The organism is Marinobacter sp. F4216 (assembly GCF_019931195.1).
GTDB lineage: Bacteria > Pseudomonadota > Gammaproteobacteria > Pseudomonadales > Oleiphilaceae > Marinobacter > Marinobacter suaedae.
This window is the reverse complement of sequence record NZ_JAIOUO010000006.1, coordinates 283069-301846: the sequence shown is the minus strand read 5'-3', so window position 1 is coordinate 301846 and position 18778 is coordinate 283069. Positions and strand designations below refer to the sequence as shown.

General features: G+C 59.1%; 19 protein-coding genes. 12 read left to right on the top strand and 7 right to left on the bottom strand.

Annotated features, from left to right (window positions below; genetic code table 11):
- Window positions 1-19 precede the first annotated feature (19 nt).
- Entirely contained in the window at window positions 20-1132 is a 1113-nt protein-coding gene (locus tag K8I84_RS13420; RefSeq protein ID WP_223795286.1) for an S-(hydroxymethyl)glutathione dehydrogenase/class III alcohol dehydrogenase, read from the bottom strand.
- 190 nt (window positions 1133-1322) lie between these two features.
- Here K8I84_RS13420 and K8I84_RS13415 point away from each other — a divergent pair, with 190 nt between their 5' ends.
- A complete protein-coding gene (locus K8I84_RS13415; protein WP_223795285.1) occupies window positions 1323-2648 on the top strand; it encodes a DASH family cryptochrome in 1326 nt (441 codons plus the stop codon).
- Window positions 2649-2855: 207 nt separating this feature from the next.
- Window positions 2856-3680, top strand: a complete 825-nt coding sequence (locus K8I84_RS13410; RefSeq protein ID WP_223795284.1) for a MipA/OmpV family protein — start codon at window positions 2856-2858, stop codon at window positions 3678-3680.
- 218 nt (window positions 3681-3898) lie between these two features.
- Here K8I84_RS13410 and K8I84_RS13405 read toward each other — a convergent pair whose 3' ends face one another.
- The 3 genes from K8I84_RS13405 to K8I84_RS13395 are packed head-to-tail and all read right to left on the bottom strand — an operon-like array spanning window position 3899 to window position 6842.
- Entirely contained in the window at window positions 3899-5425 is a 1527-nt protein-coding gene (locus K8I84_RS13405) for a tripartite tricarboxylate transporter permease (protein WP_223795283.1), read from the bottom strand.
- Window positions 5425-5871, bottom strand: coding sequence for a tripartite tricarboxylate transporter TctB family protein (locus K8I84_RS13400; RefSeq protein ID WP_223795282.1), 447 nt, complete (start codon window positions 5869-5871; stop codon window positions 5425-5427). Before K8I84_RS13400 ends, K8I84_RS13405 begins: the two co-directional genes overlap by 1 nt.
- Entirely contained in the window at window positions 5868-6842 is a 975-nt protein-coding gene (locus tag K8I84_RS13395) for a Bug family tripartite tricarboxylate transporter substrate binding protein (RefSeq protein WP_223795281.1), read from the bottom strand. Before K8I84_RS13395 ends, K8I84_RS13400 begins: the two co-directional genes overlap by 4 nt.
- Window positions 6843-7088: 246 nt before the next feature.
- On the opposite strand from K8I84_RS13395, the gene K8I84_RS13390 reads away from it, so the two are divergent.
- The 10 genes from K8I84_RS13390 (at window position 7089) to K8I84_RS13345 (ending at window position 16717) form a co-directional block, all read left to right on the top strand.
- Window positions 7089-8708: a sensor histidine kinase gene (locus tag K8I84_RS13390; RefSeq protein WP_223795280.1), complete on the top strand. Its 1620-nt coding sequence runs from the start codon at window positions 7089-7091 to the stop codon at window positions 8706-8708.
- Window positions 8709-8722: 14 nt separating this feature from the next.
- Entirely contained in the window at window positions 8723-9421 is a 699-nt protein-coding gene (locus K8I84_RS13385) for a response regulator (RefSeq protein WP_223795365.1), read from the top strand.
- A gap of 38 nt (window positions 9422-9459) precedes the next feature.
- Entirely contained in the window at window positions 9460-9963 is a 504-nt protein-coding gene (locus K8I84_RS13380; protein ID WP_223795279.1) for a DUF6231 family protein, read from the top strand.
- Window positions 9964-10000: 37 nt separating this feature from the next.
- Window positions 10001-10600, top strand: a complete 600-nt coding sequence (locus K8I84_RS13375) for a tRNA-uridine aminocarboxypropyltransferase (protein WP_223795278.1) — start codon at window positions 10001-10003, stop codon at window positions 10598-10600.
- Window positions 10601-10673: 73 nt separating this feature from the next.
- The gene (locus tag K8I84_RS13370) at window positions 10674-11102 is read left to right on the top strand and encodes a YkvA family protein (RefSeq protein WP_223795277.1); all 429 of its coding nucleotides are present in this window, start codon (window positions 10674-10676) and stop codon (window positions 11100-11102) included.
- A 218-nt stretch (window positions 11103-11320) separates the two neighbouring features.
- Window positions 11321-12529 (top strand): ammonium transporter, encoded by a 1209-nt coding sequence (locus tag K8I84_RS13365; RefSeq protein ID WP_223795276.1) that lies wholly within the window; start codon window positions 11321-11323, stop codon window positions 12527-12529.
- Window positions 12530-12745: 216 nt separating this feature from the next.
- Complete coding sequence (locus K8I84_RS13360; protein ID WP_223795275.1) at window positions 12746-14176, top strand: circularly permuted type 2 ATP-grasp protein; 1431 nt, start codon at window positions 12746-12748, stop codon at window positions 14174-14176.
- Window positions 14173-15111 carry an alpha-E domain-containing protein gene (locus K8I84_RS13355; protein ID WP_223795274.1) on the top strand — a complete coding sequence of 313 codons (939 nt, stop codon included), beginning with the start codon at window positions 14173-14175 and terminating at the stop codon, window positions 15109-15111. Before K8I84_RS13360 ends, K8I84_RS13355 begins: the two co-directional genes overlap by 4 nt.
- Window positions 15111-15893, top strand: a complete 783-nt coding sequence (locus K8I84_RS13350) for a transglutaminase domain-containing protein (protein WP_223795273.1) — start codon at window positions 15111-15113, stop codon at window positions 15891-15893. Before K8I84_RS13355 ends, K8I84_RS13350 begins: the two co-directional genes overlap by 1 nt.
- Before the next feature lie 95 nt (window positions 15894-15988).
- Window positions 15989-16717: a proteasome-type protease gene (locus tag K8I84_RS13345; RefSeq protein ID WP_223795272.1), complete on the top strand. Its 729-nt coding sequence runs from the start codon at window positions 15989-15991 to the stop codon at window positions 16715-16717.
- A 21-nt stretch (window positions 16718-16738) separates the two neighbouring features.
- Here the strand turns inward: K8I84_RS13345 and K8I84_RS13340 are convergent, their stop codons facing one another.
- The 3 genes from K8I84_RS13340 to K8I84_RS13330 form a co-directional block, all read right to left on the bottom strand.
- Window positions 16739-17167, bottom strand: coding sequence for a DUF4399 domain-containing protein (locus K8I84_RS13340; RefSeq protein ID WP_223795271.1), 429 nt, complete (start codon window positions 17165-17167; stop codon window positions 16739-16741).
- Window positions 17168-17243: 76 nt separating this feature from the next.
- Window positions 17244-17750, bottom strand: coding sequence for a GNAT family N-acetyltransferase (locus K8I84_RS13335; RefSeq protein ID WP_223795270.1), 507 nt, complete (start codon window positions 17748-17750; stop codon window positions 17244-17246).
- A gap of 51 nt (window positions 17751-17801) precedes the next feature.
- Window positions 17802-18776, bottom strand: a complete 975-nt coding sequence (locus tag K8I84_RS13330; protein ID WP_223795269.1) for a DUF1295 domain-containing protein — start codon at window positions 18774-18776, stop codon at window positions 17802-17804.
- Window positions 18777-18778: the final 2 nt, after the last annotated feature.

Here is an 18778-nt window from a genome sequence, read left to right as displayed (position 1 = left end):
CGACGCTGTCAGCCCTCGGTCAAAAGTGAATCACCGTGCGGATACTCTTGCCCTCGTGCATCAGGTCAAAGGCCTTATTGATGTCTTCCAGAGGCATATTATGGGTGATGAACACATCCAGCGGGATGTCGCCGCGCTGGGCCTTTTCCACATAACCGGGAAGCTCCGTCCGGCCTTTCACCCCACCGAACGCGGTACCCCGCCACACCCGGCCGGTGACCAGCTGAAACGGACGGGTGCAGATTTCCTCACCGGCGCCCGCTACCCCGATGATGACCGACTCGCCCCAGCCCCTGTGACAGCACTCGAGCGCGGCCCGCATCACGTTCACGTTACCGATGCATTCAAAGGAATAGTCGACCCCGCCATCGGTCATATCGACGATGACTTCCTGAATGGGCTTGTCGTAATCCTTGGGATTGACCACATCCGTGGCCCCCAGCTGGCGGGCAATCTCAAATTTCTCCGGATTGATGTCGATGGCAATGATGCGACTGGCTTTGGCCATGGTGGCTCCCAGAATGGCCGCCAGCCCGATGCCACCCAGGCCAAAAATCGCCACGGTCGCGCCCTCTTCCACCTTGGCGGTATTGAGTACCGCACCGATGCCCGTGGTCACACCGCACCCCAGCAGGCAGACCTTGTCCAGCGGTGCATCCTTGGGAATTTTGGCCAGCGACACCTCCGCCAGCACTGTGTATTCGGAGAAGGTCGACGTGCCCATGTAGTGGTACAGCGGCTTGCCCTGATAGCTGAAACGCGAGGTCCCGTCCGGCATCACGCCCTGCCCCTGAGTGGCCCGAACCGAGCTGCACAGATTGGTTTTGCCCGAGGTGCAGAACTTGCACTGCCCGCACTCTGCCGTGTAAAGCGGAATCACATGGTCGCCTACTTCCACACTGGTGACTCCCTCGCCTACCGCCTCGACGATCCCGCCGCCCTCGTGCCCGAGAATGGTCGGAAACAGGCCCTCGGGGTCCGCGCCGGACAGGGTGTAAGCATCGGTATGGCAGACACCGGTAGCCACAATGCGAACCAGCACCTCGCCTTTCTTCGGTGGTTCAACATCCACTTCAACAATTTCCAGTTTCTGGTTGGGGGCAAACGCAACGGCGGCGCGGGATTTGATCACGACAATTCCTCCAGGCTGGCTTCATGGCTGATTTCCTCCTAACTGTAGCAGCCATAAGGCGGCAAGCACGGTTGTTTCCGGCACCCATCGGCGGGCCGGCGTGATAATCCCCGGCGGGACCGGCCACGTAAACAGTTACATGACACCTGATCGGTACTCTGAAAACCGGCATCATGAAAAAGGAGCCTGCGTGAACACCCTCTATTGGTTTACCAGAGACTTGCGGTTGCACGACAACGCGGCCCTGCTGGCGGCGGCCAAGTCCGACCTGCTGCTGTGCGTGTTCGTGGTGGACCCGCGCTGGTTCCAGCCCGGCCCACGCCAATGCCTGACCATGGGCGACCATCGATGGCGGTTTCTGTGGCAGAGCCTGATGTCCCTGGAACGGAGCCTGAGGCCGGTAGGGCAACGGCTGCACATCGCCTTCGGCCATCCGGAGGAGGTGATTCCGGAGCTGGTGCATCGGCATCGTCTGGCCCGCGTCGTCCGTTCCCGACTGCCCGGCACCCGTGAAGCAAAACAGTGGCTGGCCATCAAGGAACGGCTGCCCGACACTCTGTGCCAGCAATTCGAAACACTCAGTCTGTTTACCCAAAGCACCTTGCCAATGCCGCTGGACGATCTGCCCGATACCTTCTCCCAGTTCCGCAAACTGGTGGAGAAAACCGGCGACCGATCCTGCGAACGCCTGCGCATACGCACCCATTCGGCGCTACCCCCTCCGCCCGGATTTCCAGAGGACAACCGGGGCGACTGCCCGCCCATTTCCGAGCCGCAGCATCCGGGCCGGTTCGCCGGTGGCGAGCAGGCCGGTCTGGCCCAGCTAGAGCGTTTCCTGTTCAACACCCACGGCATCGCCAGCTACAAGGAAACCCGCAACGAGCTGGACCGCTGGGACAGCTCCTCGAAGTTTTCCCCATGGCTGGCCAACGGTTCCCTGTCCGTGCGGGAAGTGGCCGAGACGATCGGCGACTATGAACGTGAGCAAACCAGTAACGAGTCCACCTACTGGCTCTGGTTCGAGCTCCTGTGGCGGGAATATTTCTACTGGTACGCCCTGAAGCACGGGGCGGCACTGTTCCGGCGCGACGGTGTGCAGCGCAAACAACGGCCAGCCACCTTCTACCCCCAGCGGTTCAAGGCCTGGTGCCAGGGCAACACCGAGTATCCGCTGGTCAACGCCGCCATGAACCAGCTTCGGGAAACCGGCTATATGAGCAACCGGGCCCGACAGCTGGTGGCCAGCAGCTTCATCAACGAACTGGAACTGGACTGGCGTTACGGTGCCGCCTGGTTCGAACAGCAACTGATCGACTACGACGTCGCCAGCAACTACGGCAACTGGCAGTATCTGGCCGGGGTGGGGGCGGACCCACGGGGCCTGAGGCAGTTCAACCTCGACAAGCAGGCCGCCCAGTATGACCCTCAGGGCACCTTCGTCGACCGGTGGGGTGGGCACGCTGAGCAGCCCGTGGGATTACATTCGGTGGACGCAGCAGACTGGCCTATTTCCTGACTGCACTCCTACCGCACATGTTTTGACCTCATATCCTGGCCGCTTCGCCTACGCTGTGGTGACATAAGCCACGGGCTCTGTTTACCCAACGCGATCTGGACAGCGGGTGTCGAGCAACGATGACCGCGCAGGCGCTTTAGAGCGGATGATCTATGATGTAGCTGAGTGACTCGTGTCATCACTTGCCGGTTCACAGGAAAAGAAACAATGAAAAAACTAGCCCTTCCATTCCTCCCATTTTTTGGCGCTATTTCATGTTTTGGATCGGTAAATGCGACAGAGACGAGAACCCCGCTCGTTCCGCTTCCCTCTATCGTCGATTTCACAGATGGCGATGGCTGGGGTGTCGGGTTTGGGCTCGGCGTTGAATATGAGTCCGCCTATGAGGGTTCGGACGAATTTGAGTTTGAGGTCGATCCGGCTGGGGGCGTTCAGTGGCGAACGGGCGAACATGTTTTTTTCTGGGCAGGTGAAGCCATTGGGTGGCGAACCGTTGCCAGGGATGCCTGGTTGTTTCAAACCTCTTTAGGCTACGAAGAAGGCCGGGAAGAGGGCGATTCCGAAGATGGCAGACTGGACGGGTTGGGCGAATCGAATTCCGGGGTGACAGTGCTGTTGGAAGTGCGTCGTGCCCTTGCCGAAAACTGGCGTTACTTTCTGGATGGCCGTGTATTGGCCGGAGAAATCGGTACGCTCGGACTGATCGGCGCAGGAACCTGTTTGGGTTGCCAACCCAACGGCACTGGCTGGGAAGTTGGCGCCGCTGTCACTTTCCACGATAGTAAACTGGCCAACCGGGACTTTGGCGTAAACACACAACAGTCGATAAACTCGGGCCTTCCGGAAACCGATGTGGATAGCGGGTACAGATCAACCGGTTTCAACGTTAACTATCGAAATTACCTGAACGAGAGTTGGCAGATCTTCGGTGAAGCTCTTTACGAAATCTATGGGAGTGATGTCAGAGACAGCCCGATCTCTCGAAATGATTATGAAGCGGAAATCGGTATTGGCTTCATTTATGTTTTCTGAGGTTCCTTCATAGGGAATCGCATAAATTCCCGTTCAGTCGCTGTCAATTTTGAGCTTCTGAAGTGGAGCTGGGACCCTCACCCTTTGCCCCCTCCATCCCAATTGTCCGCCTGGGGACCCAAGTGAGCGATTACGGGTGCCAAAGGCATCCAGCCTCCAACAAAAAAACGCCGGCACAGGGCCGGCGTTTTCGGTTTCCCGGACTTTCGGTCAGAGGCTTAATCGCTCTCCGGCCCTTCCTTGATAGCCGCCCCCATGCGTCGACGCAGCAGGGGGCCGATCAGGTAAGGCGCAGCCAGCCCCAGGGCAGCAAAGCCCCACAGGCCAATGGCCAACGGCGAGCCCCAGAGAATGCCCCAGTCACCGTCCGACAACACCAGAGCGTGGCCCAGGTTCTTCTCCATCTCCGGCCCCAGCAGCATACCGAGGATGATCGGCACCAAGGGGATTTCCAGCTTACGGAGAATGTAACCGGCAATACCGAAGGCGATCATGAAATACAGATCGAAGGTACTGTGGCTGATGGAGTAGATGCCCACGAAGGCCACCATGGTCACGATCGGCAACAGGTACATCGGCGGCACCGACAGCAGCTTCACAAAGAAGCCCACCAGTGGGATGTTCAGCACCAGCAGCAGCACGTTACCGATCAGCAGGGCAGCAATCACGCCCCAGACGATGTCGGCGTTCTGGGTGAACATCAGCGGCCCCGGGGTGATGTTGAGGGAAATCAGCATCGCCAGCAGTACCGCGGTAGTACCACTGCCCGGCACACCCAGGGTCAGCATGGGGACCAGCGCACCCGAGGACGCACCGTTATTGCCTGCTTCCGGAGCCGCAATGCCACGGGCATCCCCTTCACCGAAGCGACCACGCTTGCCCAGGTACTGTTTCTCCAGGGTGTAGCTGATGAAGCTACCGAGGGACGCACCCGCACCCGGCAGCACGCCGGAAATAAAGCCCAGAATACCGCCCCGGACCTGGGTCGGTACGGTGGCTCCCACTTCCTTCGCGGTCAGGGTGAGCTTGCCCACCTGAACCTGTTCACGACCGGCACCGGCTTTGGACTCGATGAAGAACAACAGCTCGGAGATCGCGAACAGCCCCACGATGGCCAGGATGAAGTCAATGCCCTCGAACAGTTCCAGCACCCCGAAGGTATAGCGCTGGGTACCGGTGGCGATGTCGATGCCTACCGTCGAGATCATCACACCAAGCGCCGCGGCCACAATGGTCTTCACCGGGTTCTTGCCGGTAATGCCACCGAGGGTGGCAAACGCCAGCATGAACAGGGCGAAGTATTCCGCGGGGCCGAAGGTAAGGGCAAATCGGGCCAGAACCGGCGCCAGCAGGATCAGGCCAAGGGTACCGATCAGACCACCGGAAAACGACGCAATGGCGGAAATGGCCAGCGCATCAGCTGCACGGCCCTTCTGGGCCATGGGGTAGCCATCCAGGCAGGTCATCATGGCCGGTTCGTCACCGGGAATGTTCAGCAGGATGGACGATATCCGCCCGCCGTACATGGCCCCCGCGTACACCGAGGTGAGCAGGATCATGGCGGTTTCCGGCGGCAAGCCCAGGGTGAAGGCCAACGGAATCAGGATCGCCACGCCATTGGCAGGGCCCAGTCCCGGCAATGCGCCAATCAGGGTGCCAATAAAGGCTCCGAACAGCGCGAACATCAGGTTGTAGGGCGTTAATGCGACAGCAAAGCCGTCGATCAGAAACTGTAAGGTTTCCATCACTCAGCTCCCAACGGCCCTGCGGGCAGACTCAGAGACAGGCCATAGTTGAAGATCACAAACACCACGACAGCACTGATCAGGCCGGTCATAAAGGCTGGCAATAGCTTTGCGCCCATACGCCAGCTCAGGGCACCCACGGCCATCGTGGTGGCCGGAATGAACCCCAGGGGCTCCAGCAGGAAGGCGTAGGCAACCAGAATCACCATCGCCAGCCCCAGCTCAGCCGCCGTCTTACCGAGCGGCCACTCGGCATCCGGGTCGGGCTTGAACATCAGGTACAGACTGGACAGGCCCAGGACAATCGCCAACAAGGTTGGGAACGTCTCGGGCCCGACTTCCTCGGCACCGCCGAAGGGCTCGGGCCACTGCTGGGCGCCCCAGCCATAGGCCAGGGCTAGCACCAACAGAATCAGTCCGAGGACACGATCACCGCGATTGCTCATTTAAGCAGTCCGATTTCACGTGACAGAGTTTCTACAGCGTCGATCTGCTGGCCAACAAAGTCGGTGAAGTCGCCTTCCGGCTGGAACGGAATCAGACCGTTCTTCTTCATGACCGCTTTCCACTCGTCGCTGTCGTACATGGTCTGAACCGCCTCAGTCCAGTATTGCTTGGCTTCGTCGGAGGCGTCCTTCGGCATGTAGAAACCGCGCCAGTTGGCACCGATGGCATCCACCCCCTGTTCACGGGCGGTCGGAATATCACCGAACGGCTCCGGCAGGCGCTCTTCGGACAACACCGCCAGCACGCGCAGGTCACCAGACTCCAGGAAGCCGGTCACTTCGGACACGTCACCGGTGAAGGCATCCACCTGGCCACCGACAACCTGGGTCAGGGCTTCGCCACCGTTGTTGTAGGACAGGAAAGGCACCTTGGGCAGGTTATCCACATCCGCCGCCTTGGCCGCAATCAGGACTTTCAGGTGGTCCCAGCCACCACGAGCACTGCCACCGGCAAACTTGACGGAACGTGGGTCGGACTTCATCGCCTCCAGCAACTCGTTCAGGTTCTGGTAGGGGGAGTCCTTGCTCACCGCAATCACGCCGTAATCCGCGCCGATAGCGCCAACCCAGGTCACCATGCCGGCATCCATACCCGGGAACTGCTTCTGGGCCAGACGAGTAGTCGTCGCATTGGAAGCGGCGACGATCAGCTTATCGTCGTCCCGGCGCTTGCTCACGGTGTGGGCGAAGGCAACACCGCCGCCGGCACCCGCCATGTTGATGGTCTGCACGTTACCTGGCACCAGATCCAGATCCTGCAGCACCTGCCCGACGCTACGGCATGTGAAGTCCCAACCGCCGCCCGGATCCGCCGGCGCGATACATTCTACTTTGCCGGACGGTTCCCAGGCCCAGGCGTGAAAACTGACGGCAGCCGCCGCCACAAAAGACAGAGTTCGTTTCATCAGCATTGGTGTCACCTCACGTTTGTTGTTGTGACCGAACCTAAGGCATAGTCAAAAGACCCATGCCTGACCAGAAGGCCGGTTAAGTTGCGAGGGTAAATACTGACTACCCGTGATCGACAGTTTGTGCGCGTAAAGCGTTTAAAAAACGTTTTGCGCGTTTTGTTCATTAAGTTCACGGGCAATTCACCAGCACCTGCATTACCCTCAGGGCCAAATACCTGACGCTGCATTCAGAGAATCCCCCACACCATGCTGCGCAAGCTCAAACTCAAAACCCGCATGATCCTGGCCCTCGGTCTGGTGGGCGCCATGCAGACCCTCCTGATCGGCGGCTTTGCCGGCTACTACCTGAGCGAGTCCCTGTACGAACAGATTGGCCAGAGAGCCCTGATGGTGGCAAAAACCGTTGCCGCCATGCCGGCCGTGATTGACGGGGTGCGCGAAGGAGACAGTCCGGCGCTGATGGCGCTCAGCCAGCGTGTGGCCGAAACCAATCAGGCGCTGTTCATCGTGATCGGCGACCGTGACGCCATTCGCCTGGCCCACCCGGATCCCAACCGTATCGGCCACTCCATGGGAGACGACGACGGAGATTACGGCATCCGCGCCCTGAAACAGGGCGAAGGCTATGTGTCGAGAGCGGTGGGCAGCCTGGGGGACTCCATGCGAGGCAAAGCCCCCATCGTTGACCCCGCATCCCGGGACATCATTGGTATTGTCTCGGTCGGTTATTCACTGGATCAGGTGCTTGCCAGCATTCGCCGGTACGAGCTGGTTCTGTATGGGGTGCTGGGCCTGATGCTGGTGGGCAGTGTACTAGCGGCCGTGCTCATCGCCGGTCGGTTCAAGCGCGCCATCTTTGGCCTGGAACCGGAAGAGATTGCCCGTCTGTTTGAAGAGCAGGCCGCCACCCTGCAATCGGTGCGAGAAGGCATTATCGCCATCGACCGGGACGGCACCATCACGACCTTTAACCGAACTGCCATCGAGAACCTGGGCCTGGACCCGGACATCCAACTCACCGGCCGCGCCATCAGTGCCGTCTTGCCCGATGGGGAGCTGATGAGCGTTCTGGAGAGCGGTGTACCGGATTTCGACAAGGAGGTATGGTTCCGCGGCCAGCAGATGGTGGTCAACCGGCTGCCCGTGCGCCAGGGCGATGACATCATCGGTGTGGTCTCAAGCTTCCGCCGGCGGGACGAACTGGACCAGATCAGCCAGCAACTCACCCGCATCATGGAGTACGCCGATACCCTGCGTAGCCAGACCCACGAGTACTCCAACAAGCTGCACACTATCGCAGGTCTGATTCAGATTGACGCCAAGGACGAAGCCCTGGCGCTGATCGGTAACGAGGTCAGCGATCACCAGGCGTTGATCCACCTACTGCTGGAGGCGGTTCCCGACCCCGTTATTGCCGGCTGCCTGCTGGGCAAATACAACCGGGCCCGGGAAATGGGGCTGCGGTTGGATATCGATCCCGACAGCCAGATGTCCGATGTACCAGCGGACCTGCCACGGGATCAGCTGGTGAGCGTGCTGGGGAACCTGATCGACAACGCCCTGGAAGCCACCCGCCAGTATCGGGGCGCCGGCGGGCGGGTGTGCCTGAGCATGACCGACCTAGGCCATGACCTGATCTTCGAGGTGGAAGATCAGGGGCCAGGGATCCCCGAAGACCAGCAGGAGCGTATCTTCGAACGGGGCGTTTCCTCCAAGGAGCATGCTGGCCATGGCATAGGGCTGTTCCTGGTGCGCCAGTTTGTGGAGCGCTGGGGCGGTTCAGTTACCGTGGAGAACCTGAAGCCGGAGGGCAGTCGGTTTACACTGTACCTGCCCAAAGATCCGGGCAGACAAGATCACCTGTGAACGGAGCAGAAGTGGTGGCCCCCATTCGACTGTTGATTGTGGAAGACGATCGCCAGATTGCTGAAATCCAGCGGCGCTATGTTGAACGCCTGGAGCATGTCGAACTCTGCGGCATTGCCCACACCCTGACCGATGCCCGGGATCAGATCGACGTACTCTCCCCCGATCTGATTCTGCTGGATGTGTATTTCCCGGACGGCAATGGCCTCGACCTGCTCCGGGAACTGCGGGCCAACGACCGGGCCAGCGATGTCATCCTCATTACCGCCGCCAAAGAGGTCGACACCCTGCGCAGTGCCTTGCGCGGTGGTGTCTTCGACTACATCCTGAAACCCCTGGTGTTCGAGCGACTGGAAGAAGCCGTCGAGAACTACCGCCAGCATCACCAGCGGCTGGCCACATTGCACCGGCTTGAGCAGAGGGAGGTGGATACCCTGCTTCCCAGAAGCCTGGCCGAACCGGAGCAAAAAACACCCCAACGGCTGCCCAAAGGCATCGACGCACTGACCCTGGAGACGATTCGGCACGTACTACAGGAAGGTGGCGACTGGAATGCCGAGGCCCTCGGACAGCAAATGGGAGCGTCCCGCACCACCGCCCGGCGCTACCTGGAGTATCTGGTCAGCACAGGCGAACTGCTGGCCGAGGTAAATTATGGAGCCGTGGGGCGTCCGGAAAGACGTTATCGTGTTGCCGGACCACCTTCGGACTAGACTCAATCGACGTCGATAACCATCAGGCGAAGGACAATATGTCAGACAACCAAGCCGATTCCGGTCTCAGCTTGCCCGCGGCACTTGCCGCGGTCATGGATTCGTGCAAACCAGGTTCTGTCGTGAGCTGCGGCACGACGGCCGCCCGAATCACCGAACTCTGGGCCCGGGAATTTTCAGACACCCGGATAACCGATCTGGATCCTAAAGACCCCAATGCCCGCCTGCCACTGGAATCGGTTCACGACCTTGCACTGGTGTCAGACACCCTGGAACACCTGTCATTTGATGAAGGTGCCCTGTTCCTGGGTCAACTGCGCAACTATGGCACTCACCAGATTGCGGTCCTGGTCGGGGAGTCACCGGACTGGGCCTTTAAGGATTTCATTGGCCTCGGATTCCGTCGCCACACAGACCCGGAGCTGGAAACGGGCGCTATTGCGCTCTACACCTACAATCTCGACAACTACAACCACAAACGGCAATGGAATAACTCCAAGCACTGGGCCAATCCGGAGATGTGGGGCAAAGCCTGGTGGTAACCGTTCATCTGGTTGACGGGACTCCGTAATCACCACCATGCCTCGTGACCTGTGCCCTCACTGCAACCTGCACCTGAACATCTGCGTGTGCGCCCACTGCCGTCCAGTGGCGAATCGAACCCCAATCACCATTCTCCAGCACCCAACGGAGGTCGACCGGCCCAAGGGCACCGTGCGGATTCTCCAGCGCTGTCTCGACAGGCTCCGGGTACTGGTGGGCGAAACACCGGACCAGTTTCGCCGGGGCGGCTTCGACCCGACAACGCTGTCGGATACCACGGCGCTGCTGTTCCCCGGCCCCCGCAGCCAGCCAGTTGAACACGCCGATCTGGCCGCCATCAGCCACTGGGTCGTGCTTGATGGCACCTGGCGCAAAGCCGCCCGTATTCTGCACACCAATCCCGGCCTGCAGGCACTGCCGGCGTTTCACTTTCAGCAGGCCCCGCCGTCTCGCTACATCGTCAGAAAGGCCCCGGGGCCTGACGCCCTGTCCACCGCCGAAGCCGTCAGCCACCTGCTGGACATTGTCGAGCCGGGCACGGATACCGGCCCCATTAGCGACGCCATGACCGCCCTGATCGAGAAACAACTGGCGCAAATCCCCGATCACCTTCGCCATCACTACCCGACGCGCTGACCCCATCGGCGGTTGGCATCGGCCCGACCTTGAGCGATCATGAACCCTTAACCTGCACACAGGATGTTTATTCATGGCCCTGTTCAGCCAGAAAAACGCCGAGAAACAACTGAAGGAAGAGTCCGAAAAGGTCCACCGGCAAGACCTGGAGACGCTGCTGGAACGGCAAAAAGCCATTGAAGAGAAGGTCAGGAACAGTGGCAGGCTCGAACGATTCGGCACCGACATCCGGCTGATGTTTTCCATGATCCGCGACTACTGGTACGGAAACTACCGCAGTGTGCCCTGGAAAACCATCGCAGCAGTAGCCGGCGCACTCATCTACGTGATGAACCCGCTGGACGTCATTCCAGACCTGATTTTCGGCTTTGGATTTCTTGATGATGCCGGCGTGGTGGCCTTGTGCCTGAAGTTATTTGAGTCAGATCTGCACGAATACGCCGCCTGGAAAGAACAAAAAGAACAGCAGGAACGGGACAAACTGACACCGGACCAGATCTGACTCGACACAAAAGCAAACCTTAATGGTGCAAGCTCGCACAAACCGCACCACTAAAGTGCACTAATTTCCCAAAGTTCACGCCCTCCTGCCAGAAAACTTGCTGACCAAACCTGCCACCCCTGATTTTGCATCATTTTGGAACGCTATTTGCTTATCTGCACCTCGTTAATGCATAAAGGCCCGGAAGAGGCCCGAACTCACACCAGGAGCGAAAAACCGTGGACATTGCGAGTGCAGTACACACCCTGACCGAAAGCGCCAACACGCTGTTTATCCTTATCGGTGCCATCATGGTACTGGCCATGCACGCCGGCTTTGCCTTCCTGGAAGTTGGTACCGTGCGGCACAAGAACCAGGTGAACGCCCTGGTGAAGATCATCACCGACTTCGGTATTTCCGCCGTCGCCTACTTTTTCATCGGCTATTACATTGCCTACGGCAGCCACTTCATGACCGGCGCCGGTGAACTCACCGCTGGCAACGGCTACGAGCTGGTTAAATTCTTCTTCCTGATGACGTTTGCGGCGGCCATTCCCGCTATTGTGTCCGGCGGTATTGCCGAGCGCGCCAGGTTCTACCCGATGCTGATCGCCTCCGGCCTGATCGTGGCATTTATCTACCCGTTCTTCGAAGGCCTGATCTGGAACGGCAACTACGGTTTCCAGGGCTGGCTTGAGAACCAATTTGGTGCATCCTTCCACGACTTCGCTGGCTCCGTTGTGGTGCACGCGGTCGGTGGCTGGATTGCACTGGCCGCTGTTCTGCTGCTGGGCGCCCGTACTGGCCGTTACCGCAACGGTCGCGTGGTGGCCTTTGCACCGTCCAACATCCCGTTCCTGGCACTGGGCGCGTGGATTCTCACCGTGGGCTGGTTCGGCTTTAATGTAATGTCCGCCCAGACTCTGGATGGCATCAGTGGCCTGGTGGCGGTAAACAGTCTGATGGCTATGGTCGGCGGTGTGCTGGTGGCCATGGTCGTCGGTCGCAAGGACCCGGGCTTTATTCACAACGGTCCGCTGGCCGGCCTGGTTGCCGTGTGTGCCGGTTCTGACCTGATGCACCCGGTGGGCGCCCTGGTCACCGGCGGTATTGCCGGTGCCATCTTCGTCTACATGTTCGAATGGGCCCAGGACAAGATCGAGCGTCTGGACGACGTACTGGGTGTCTGGCCGCTGCACGGTGTGTGTGGCGTCTGGGGTGCCATCGCCTGCGGCATCTTCGGTCAGGAAAGCCTCGGTGGCCTGGGCGGCGTCAGCCTGATGTCCCAGATCATCGGTTCGGTGGCCGGCGTGCTGGTGGCGTTTGTTGGCGGTCTGATTGTGTACGGCATCGTCAACGCCATTTCCGGTCTGCGCCTGACCGAAGAAGAAGAGTTCAAGGGAGCGGACGTGAGCGTTCACCGAATTGGTGCAACCTCCTTCGAATAACCCCCGAGGGCACACGAAAACCAAACAGGCGATCCCCGGATCGCCTGTTTTCGTTTCCGGTGTCAATTGACAGTCTTCACAAGGCCGTGCTTTCCTAAGATACAGTCCTACAAGAAAAAATTCCCCCGGCTGGCGTGGCATTTGCTGTTTAACAGGAAGCCCGCCGGTAACTGCGGAGGAAATGAACGAACACCGTCGAAGGAGACGCACGGAATCATGCATATACAGACACCGGCCCCCGGTTTGTATGACGAGTTGTTCGACGAGAACAACAGAGTCCGCCCCCACTGTCGCATGCTTGAGCAGTGGCTGGAAAAGTCCGACGAAGGCCTCATCGCCGAAAAACGCCGTGAAGCCAACGTGTTATTCCAGCGCCTGGGCATCACCTTTAATGTCTATGGCGAAGACCAGGGCGCTGACCGCCTGATTCCGTTTGACCTGATTCCCCGGATTATCTCTGCCAGTGACTGGCAAAAACTGCAGGCGGGCCTCAAGCAACGGGTCCACGCCCTCAACAAGTTCCTGTTCGACATCTACCACGACTACGACATCGTCAAAGCCGGCGTCATCAGTGCCGAGCAGGTCTTTGCCAATCCCCAGTACCAGCCGGGCATGCAGGCGCTGAAGCTGCCGCGCAATCTGTACTCTCATATCGCGGGCATTGACCTGATCCGCCACAACGATGGTGACTTTTACGTTCTGGAAGACAACCTGCGCTGCCCCAGCGGTGTCTCTTATATGCTGGAGAATCGCCGCATGATGATGCGGCTGTTTCCCGAACTGTTTGCCCACAGCTCGGTGGCACCGGTTGACCAGTACCCGAACCTGCTGGGCGAAACCCTCAGGGCCGCCTCACTTAAGCCGGACCCGACCGTGGTTGTCCTGACCCCGGGCCGGTTTAACAGCGCCTACTTCGAGCACGCGTTCCTGGCCCGACAAATGGGGGTGGAGCTGGTGGAAGGCGCCGACCTGTTCGTGCACCAGAACAAGGTGTATATGAAGACCACCGTTGGTCCCCAGCAGGTAGACGTCATCTACCGCCGGATTGACGACGATTTCCTCGATCCGCTGGCCGGCAACCCGCAATCCATGCTGGGCGTGCCTGGTCTGTACTCGGCGTACCGGACAGGCAACGTGGTGCTCACCAACGCCATGGGCACCGGCGTGGCGGACGACAAGTCCATCTACCCCTACGTGCCGGACATGATCCGCTTCTACCTCGACGAAGAACCCATACTGAAAAACGTGCCCACCTGGCAGTGCCGCAAGCAAAAGGACCTTCAGTACGTGCTGGATCATCTGGATGAACTGGTGGTGAAGGAGGCGCAGGGTGCCGGCGGATACGGCATGCTAATCGGCCCGACGGCCAGCAAGAAAGAAATCTCCGAGTTCCGCAGCTTGCTCAGGGCGCGCCCGGACGACTACATCGCCCAGCCCACGCTGAGTCTGTCCACCTGTCCGACCTTTGTTGACGAGGGCGTGGCCCCTCGCCATCTGGACCTGCGACCGTTCGTGCTGTCTGGCAAGAAAATCCAGATGGTTCCGGGCGGACTGACCCGGGTAGCCCTGAAAAAAGGATCCCTGGTGGTCAACTCGTCCCAGGGTGGCGGTACCAAAGACACCTGGGTTCTGGAGGCCGACCTATGATGCTCAGTCGCTCTGCTTTCAGTCTGTTTTGGATGGCCCGCTACCTGGAGCGCGCAGAAAGCCAGGCCCGACTCCTGGACATGAGCCTGACCATGGCACTGATCGACGTACCAGAAGATCGGGTCGAACAGTTGTCGGTTCCCCTGCTGGTCTCTGGTGCGACCGAAACCTTTTACCAATTCCATCAGCAAATCACCCCGCAGAACCTGCTGGACTTCCTGGTACTGGATGAACGCCATCAATCCAGCCTCTTCAGCATGATTCGCAATGCCAGGGACAACGCCCTGCACGTGCGCGGCAACCTGTCTGCCGATGTGTGGGAAAGCGTCAACCAGGCCTGGCTCGACATGAAGGAACTGCGCAAGCAGGGCATCACCGAATCCAACGCCAGCCAGGTATTTGATTGGGTACGGGAACGCTCCCACATGTTCCGGGGCGCCGCCTATGGCACCCTGCTGCGTAACGATGCCTTTCACTTCCTTCGGCTGGGCACCCTTATGGAGCGGGCCGACACCACCGCCCGGGTACTCGACATCCGCTACGTTATGGCCATGAAGACCATGGACGAGAATTCCACCCAGTCGTTCTTCGAGTGGACTGCGGTGCTGCACTCGCTGGCCGCCTTCGAGGCCTACCAGAACACCTACGGGCACGAATTGGAGCCCATGAAAGTTGCTGAACTGCTCATCCTGAACCCGGATCTGCCCAGGTCCTTGCGCAGCTGCCTGAAAGATATTGCCCTGCTGCTGGAAGAGATAGAAGGCGAAACCGGACGCCGCTCCCGCCGAGCGGCCTCCAGCCTTGCTGCAAACCTGCGCTACGGCGACAAGGAGTACATCGCCGAACGGGGACTGCACGAGTATCTGGTGGACTTCCTCGACCGGATCGAAGGCATTACCAGCCAGATCCGCAACGACTTCATGGGGTGGAAATAATGAAACTGACGATTCACCACGAGACTCGTTACACCTACGAATCCCCCATCGAGGACAGCATCCAGTACATCCGGCTGACGCCCCGAACAACCCCCCAGCAACGCATTCACGACTGGAAACTGCGCACCCCGGGCGAAACCAGCCAGATGGTGGATGGCTTCGGCAACCTGGTCACCGTCATGACCCTGACCGACGCCGCCCCGGAAATCACCCTGGTGGCCGAGGGCGTGGTCGACCTGACCGGCAAGCCCCTGACCAGGGACGACTCCCCCTTCCCGCCCCAGGTGTTCCTGCGACAGACCGATCTCACCGACGCAGACGAGGCGCTCAAGGCCTTTGCCAATGAGTATTCGGCCAACAAGCGCAGTCTGGTAAAACTGATGACTCACTTGCGGGAACACATTTCGTTCATGCCGGGCGCCACCACGGTCACCCACACCGCCCGGGAAGCCTTCGAACTGGGCGCCGGCGTCTGCCAGGACCACACCCACATCTTCATCGCCTGCTGCCGCCACATAGGCGTGCCAGCCCGTTATGTGAGCGGTTACATACACTCGGCGGATGTCGATCATGTGGCGACCCACGCCTGGGCCGAGGCCTGGATTGGCAGCAACTGGCACACTTTCGACGTGGTCAACACCCTGAACGTGGCGGAAAGTCACATCAAACTGGCCGTTGGTCTGGACTACCAGGACGCCGCGCCGGTGCGGGGTGTCCGAACGGGCGGCGGCACCGAGCAGATGGAAACCATTGCCCGGGTGATTCGCGCCAGCAGCCAGTAGGCCGATCGCACGAAGGGCATAAAAAAACACTCACACTTCGTCTGTGCTTGTGATTAGACTACGCTCGATAGACAGCGCGTACCCAGGAGTGCCGAATGACCTATTGCGTAGCTATGCGGCTGGACGAAGGACTGGTGTTCGCATCCGATACCCGGACCAACGCCGGCTTTGACCACATTGCCACCTTCCGCAAGATGCACCTGTTTGAGCAGCTGGGTGAACGCTCTCTGGTGGTCCTGTCCGCAGGCAATCTGGCCACCAGCCAGAGCGTGGTTAAATTGCTCGAGCGCAGGGCGGGCACCAACGAACCCAATATCCTGAACGCCGAAACCATGTTCGACGCCGCAGAACTTGTCGGCCAGACCATGCGCGAAGTGATCCAGCGGGACAACCCAGATGGCAAGATCAGCCACGTGGACTTCAGTTGTTCGCTGATCCTCGGCGGCCAGATCCAGGGTGACGGACACCGGCTGTTTAACATCTACCCGGAAGGCAACTTCATCGAAGCCACCGAAGAAACTCCCTACTTCCAGATTGGCGAATCGAAGTATGGCAAGCCGATCCTGGATCGCGTGGTCACGTACGACACTCCCCTCGATCGGGCGTATCAATGCGCGCTTATCTCCTTCGATTCCACTATGAAGAGCAACCTGTCGGTGGGGATGCCTCTGGACATCGCCATTTACCGGAAAGGCTCGCTACAGCCAAGCCTGATGCACCGGGTGGAAGAGGACTGCAAGTATTTCCAGGTGCTTCGCCAGCAATGGCATCACGGCATCCAGGATCTGTTTTCCGGTCTGACGCCGCCGCCGATGGAACTCTAGACCTCAACGGGCGGAGCTCACTCACTCGACGGTGATCGAGATCTGCTCAGAGGCCACCGGCGGATTGTGCGGCACATGCAGATGGTTGCCCAGCAGAAGCTGCAGTGTGTGCTCGCCGGGTGGCAGCGTGATTTCAGCCTCCGTCTGCCCACCACCGAAATGCTTGACCTGATCGGACGCTGGCAGTGGCTGAGTTAAATCCGACGGCATGTCGGTATCGATCAGCAAATGATGGTGCCCGGTGTTCTCTTTCTCCACACCCGCGGGCGCAACGCCAATATTCCGCAAGCCAAACACCACCTTGAAGGTGCCATCCACCGTTGCACCGTCCATTGGCTGAATGAAATACGCTTCAGCATTTTCCGGCGCATCCGAAACCATACTTTCGGCGAGCGCACAGAGTGGCGCGACCAACAGAGCTGAAGCTAAGGTAAGTGCGATTTTGCCCATGTCTCATCCTCCATTTCATGAGTAGGAATTGAGTATAGAGGGCCCAGGCCACAGGGGTACTTCCGTCGGGGGATTTTTACCGGTGATAAACGTACAGATTGTTCTGTGATCCATTCACTTCGGTCGTGCCACTCAAACGAAAGCCCACACGCTTCAGGAGACGATTCGAACTCAGGTTGTCCGGCAGGGTAACCGCCATAACGGTCTCCAGACCGGCATCCATCATTTCAGTCTGGAGAACCGCTTTCGCTGCTTCAAACCCATAACCTTTGCCACAGAACTCCGGCAAAAATGCAAAACCGAGGTCTGGATACTCCAACTGATCTCGTTTCAGCAGTCCGCACATGCCAATCGAGACGTCGGACCCTTTTAGCGTCACCATATTCAGACCAAACCCCAACGCCCGATAGCTCAATAACGGGCCGTTTTTCAGGTAGGCAATGGCATCCGCTTGAGTGCGCACGTTTTTGTCCGCGATATAACGGATAAAAGACTCTTCGTTCAGCAACCGGAGGATAAAGCCATCATCGTTCAGATCGAACTGCCGAATAACCAGTCGTTCGGTTTCACAAACAACTTTCATGACAGAGCGGGTGTCGGTGAAACACAAGCCATGACAGCAGATCCCCTCAGCCTAGTCACTGGATCCGCGCCGAGTGGTCACCTCGTCCAATCCGACCGGCCTGGCATCCTCTTTCGGAAACCAGGGAAAGAACATGCTCGTTGTCTCCTGGTATTCCCGGTACTGCGGGCGCTTGCGAACCGAGTAGTATTCCGCCGGCTTGGCGCCGGTCAGATACACCAGGGTGATGTAGAGCATAATGGAGGCACACAGAGCGCCGACCCCAAGCACCAGCCAGACGAAGAACGATTCGGTGCCCTGCAGCGCCAGCCAGGATGGTACTGTGGCGATCACCAGTCCGGTCCACACCAGCCATTCGGCAAAGTAGTTCGGGTGGCGGCTGTACTTCCAGAGCCCGACATTGCAGACCCCACCCTTGTTCTCGGACTTGGAAATGAACAGGAGCTTCTGGGTATCGGCGACGGTCTCAAGAATATAGGCAACCGCCCAAACCAGGATTCCGACAATCTCCCAGCCGGAAATCGAGGGGCTGGTATTGGTGGCGATCAAAAATCCCGGCAAGGCAAGAACGGACATGTTGGCAATACCCTGGGCCAGGATCTCGGCGAGCATGTGCATCCTGGCATTCCGGGAGCCGGTTTTCTCGAACATCATCTTGCGGTACTGGTAGCGGGGAAACTCCGTTTTGAAGATGACGCCAGTCGCCCTTCCCATAACCACGGCTCCCATACCCATCCGTAAGCCGATGAACAGGTAAACGGCTCCCACCGCAATCTTGCGCACAATATCGCCATCGGCGAACAGCAGCAGTTGCACACCAATCAGGGCCACGCCGAACGGCCAGGCGATGTCGACGTAAGACATCCGCCCCGTTCTCAGAAACGGAATACAGGCGACCACGATAAACAGCAGCATCTGAACAGCCGCGTTAACCAGCAGAAGATTTGTCAGGTCCTGGGAATGAGCGGACATCGCTACGCCCCAGATGAAAAGAAAGATAACGCTCAGAATGGTGCCGAAATTCATGG

Excerpts from the sequence above, each read along its gene's own strand:
- K8I84_RS13410 (WP_223795284.1), top strand. The coding sequence starts at position 2,856 with ATGAAAAAACTAGCCCTTCCATTCCTCCCATTTTTTGGCGCTATTTCA.
- K8I84_RS13405 (WP_223795283.1), bottom strand. The coding sequence starts at position 5,425 with ATGGAAACCTTACAGTTTCTGATCGACGGCTTTGCTGTCGCATTAACG.
- K8I84_RS13400 (WP_223795282.1), bottom strand. The coding sequence starts at position 5,871 with ATGAGCAATCGCGGTGATCGTGTCCTCGGACTGATTCTGTTGGTGCTA.
- K8I84_RS13395 (WP_223795281.1), bottom strand. The coding sequence starts at position 6,842 with ATGCTGATGAAACGAACTCTGTCTTTTGTGGCGGCGGCTGCCGTCAGT.
- K8I84_RS13390 (WP_223795280.1), top strand. The coding sequence starts at position 7,089 with ATGCTGCGCAAGCTCAAACTCAAAACCCGCATGATCCTGGCCCTCGGT.
- K8I84_RS13380 (WP_223795279.1), top strand. The coding sequence starts at position 9,460 with ATGTCAGACAACCAAGCCGATTCCGGTCTCAGCTTGCCCGCGGCACTT.
- K8I84_RS13375 (WP_223795278.1), top strand. The coding sequence starts at position 10,001 with ATGCCTCGTGACCTGTGCCCTCACTGCAACCTGCACCTGAACATCTGC.
- K8I84_RS13370 (WP_223795277.1), top strand. The coding sequence starts at position 10,674 with ATGGCCCTGTTCAGCCAGAAAAACGCCGAGAAACAACTGAAGGAAGAG.
- K8I84_RS13360 (WP_223795275.1), top strand. The coding sequence starts at position 12,746 with ATGCATATACAGACACCGGCCCCCGGTTTGTATGACGAGTTGTTCGAC.
- K8I84_RS13355 (WP_223795274.1), top strand. The coding sequence starts at position 14,173 with ATGATGCTCAGTCGCTCTGCTTTCAGTCTGTTTTGGATGGCCCGCTAC.
- K8I84_RS13350 (WP_223795273.1), top strand. The coding sequence starts at position 15,111 with ATGAAACTGACGATTCACCACGAGACTCGTTACACCTACGAATCCCCC.
- K8I84_RS13345 (WP_223795272.1), top strand. The coding sequence starts at position 15,989 with ATGACCTATTGCGTAGCTATGCGGCTGGACGAAGGACTGGTGTTCGCA.
- K8I84_RS13340 (WP_223795271.1), bottom strand. The coding sequence starts at position 17,167 with ATGGGCAAAATCGCACTTACCTTAGCTTCAGCTCTGTTGGTCGCGCCA.
- K8I84_RS13335 (WP_223795270.1), bottom strand. The coding sequence starts at position 17,750 with ATGAAAGTTGTTTGTGAAACCGAACGACTGGTTATTCGGCAGTTCGAT.
- K8I84_RS13330 (WP_223795269.1), bottom strand. The coding sequence starts at position 18,776 with ATGAATTTCGGCACCATTCTGAGCGTTATCTTTCTTTTCATCTGGGGC.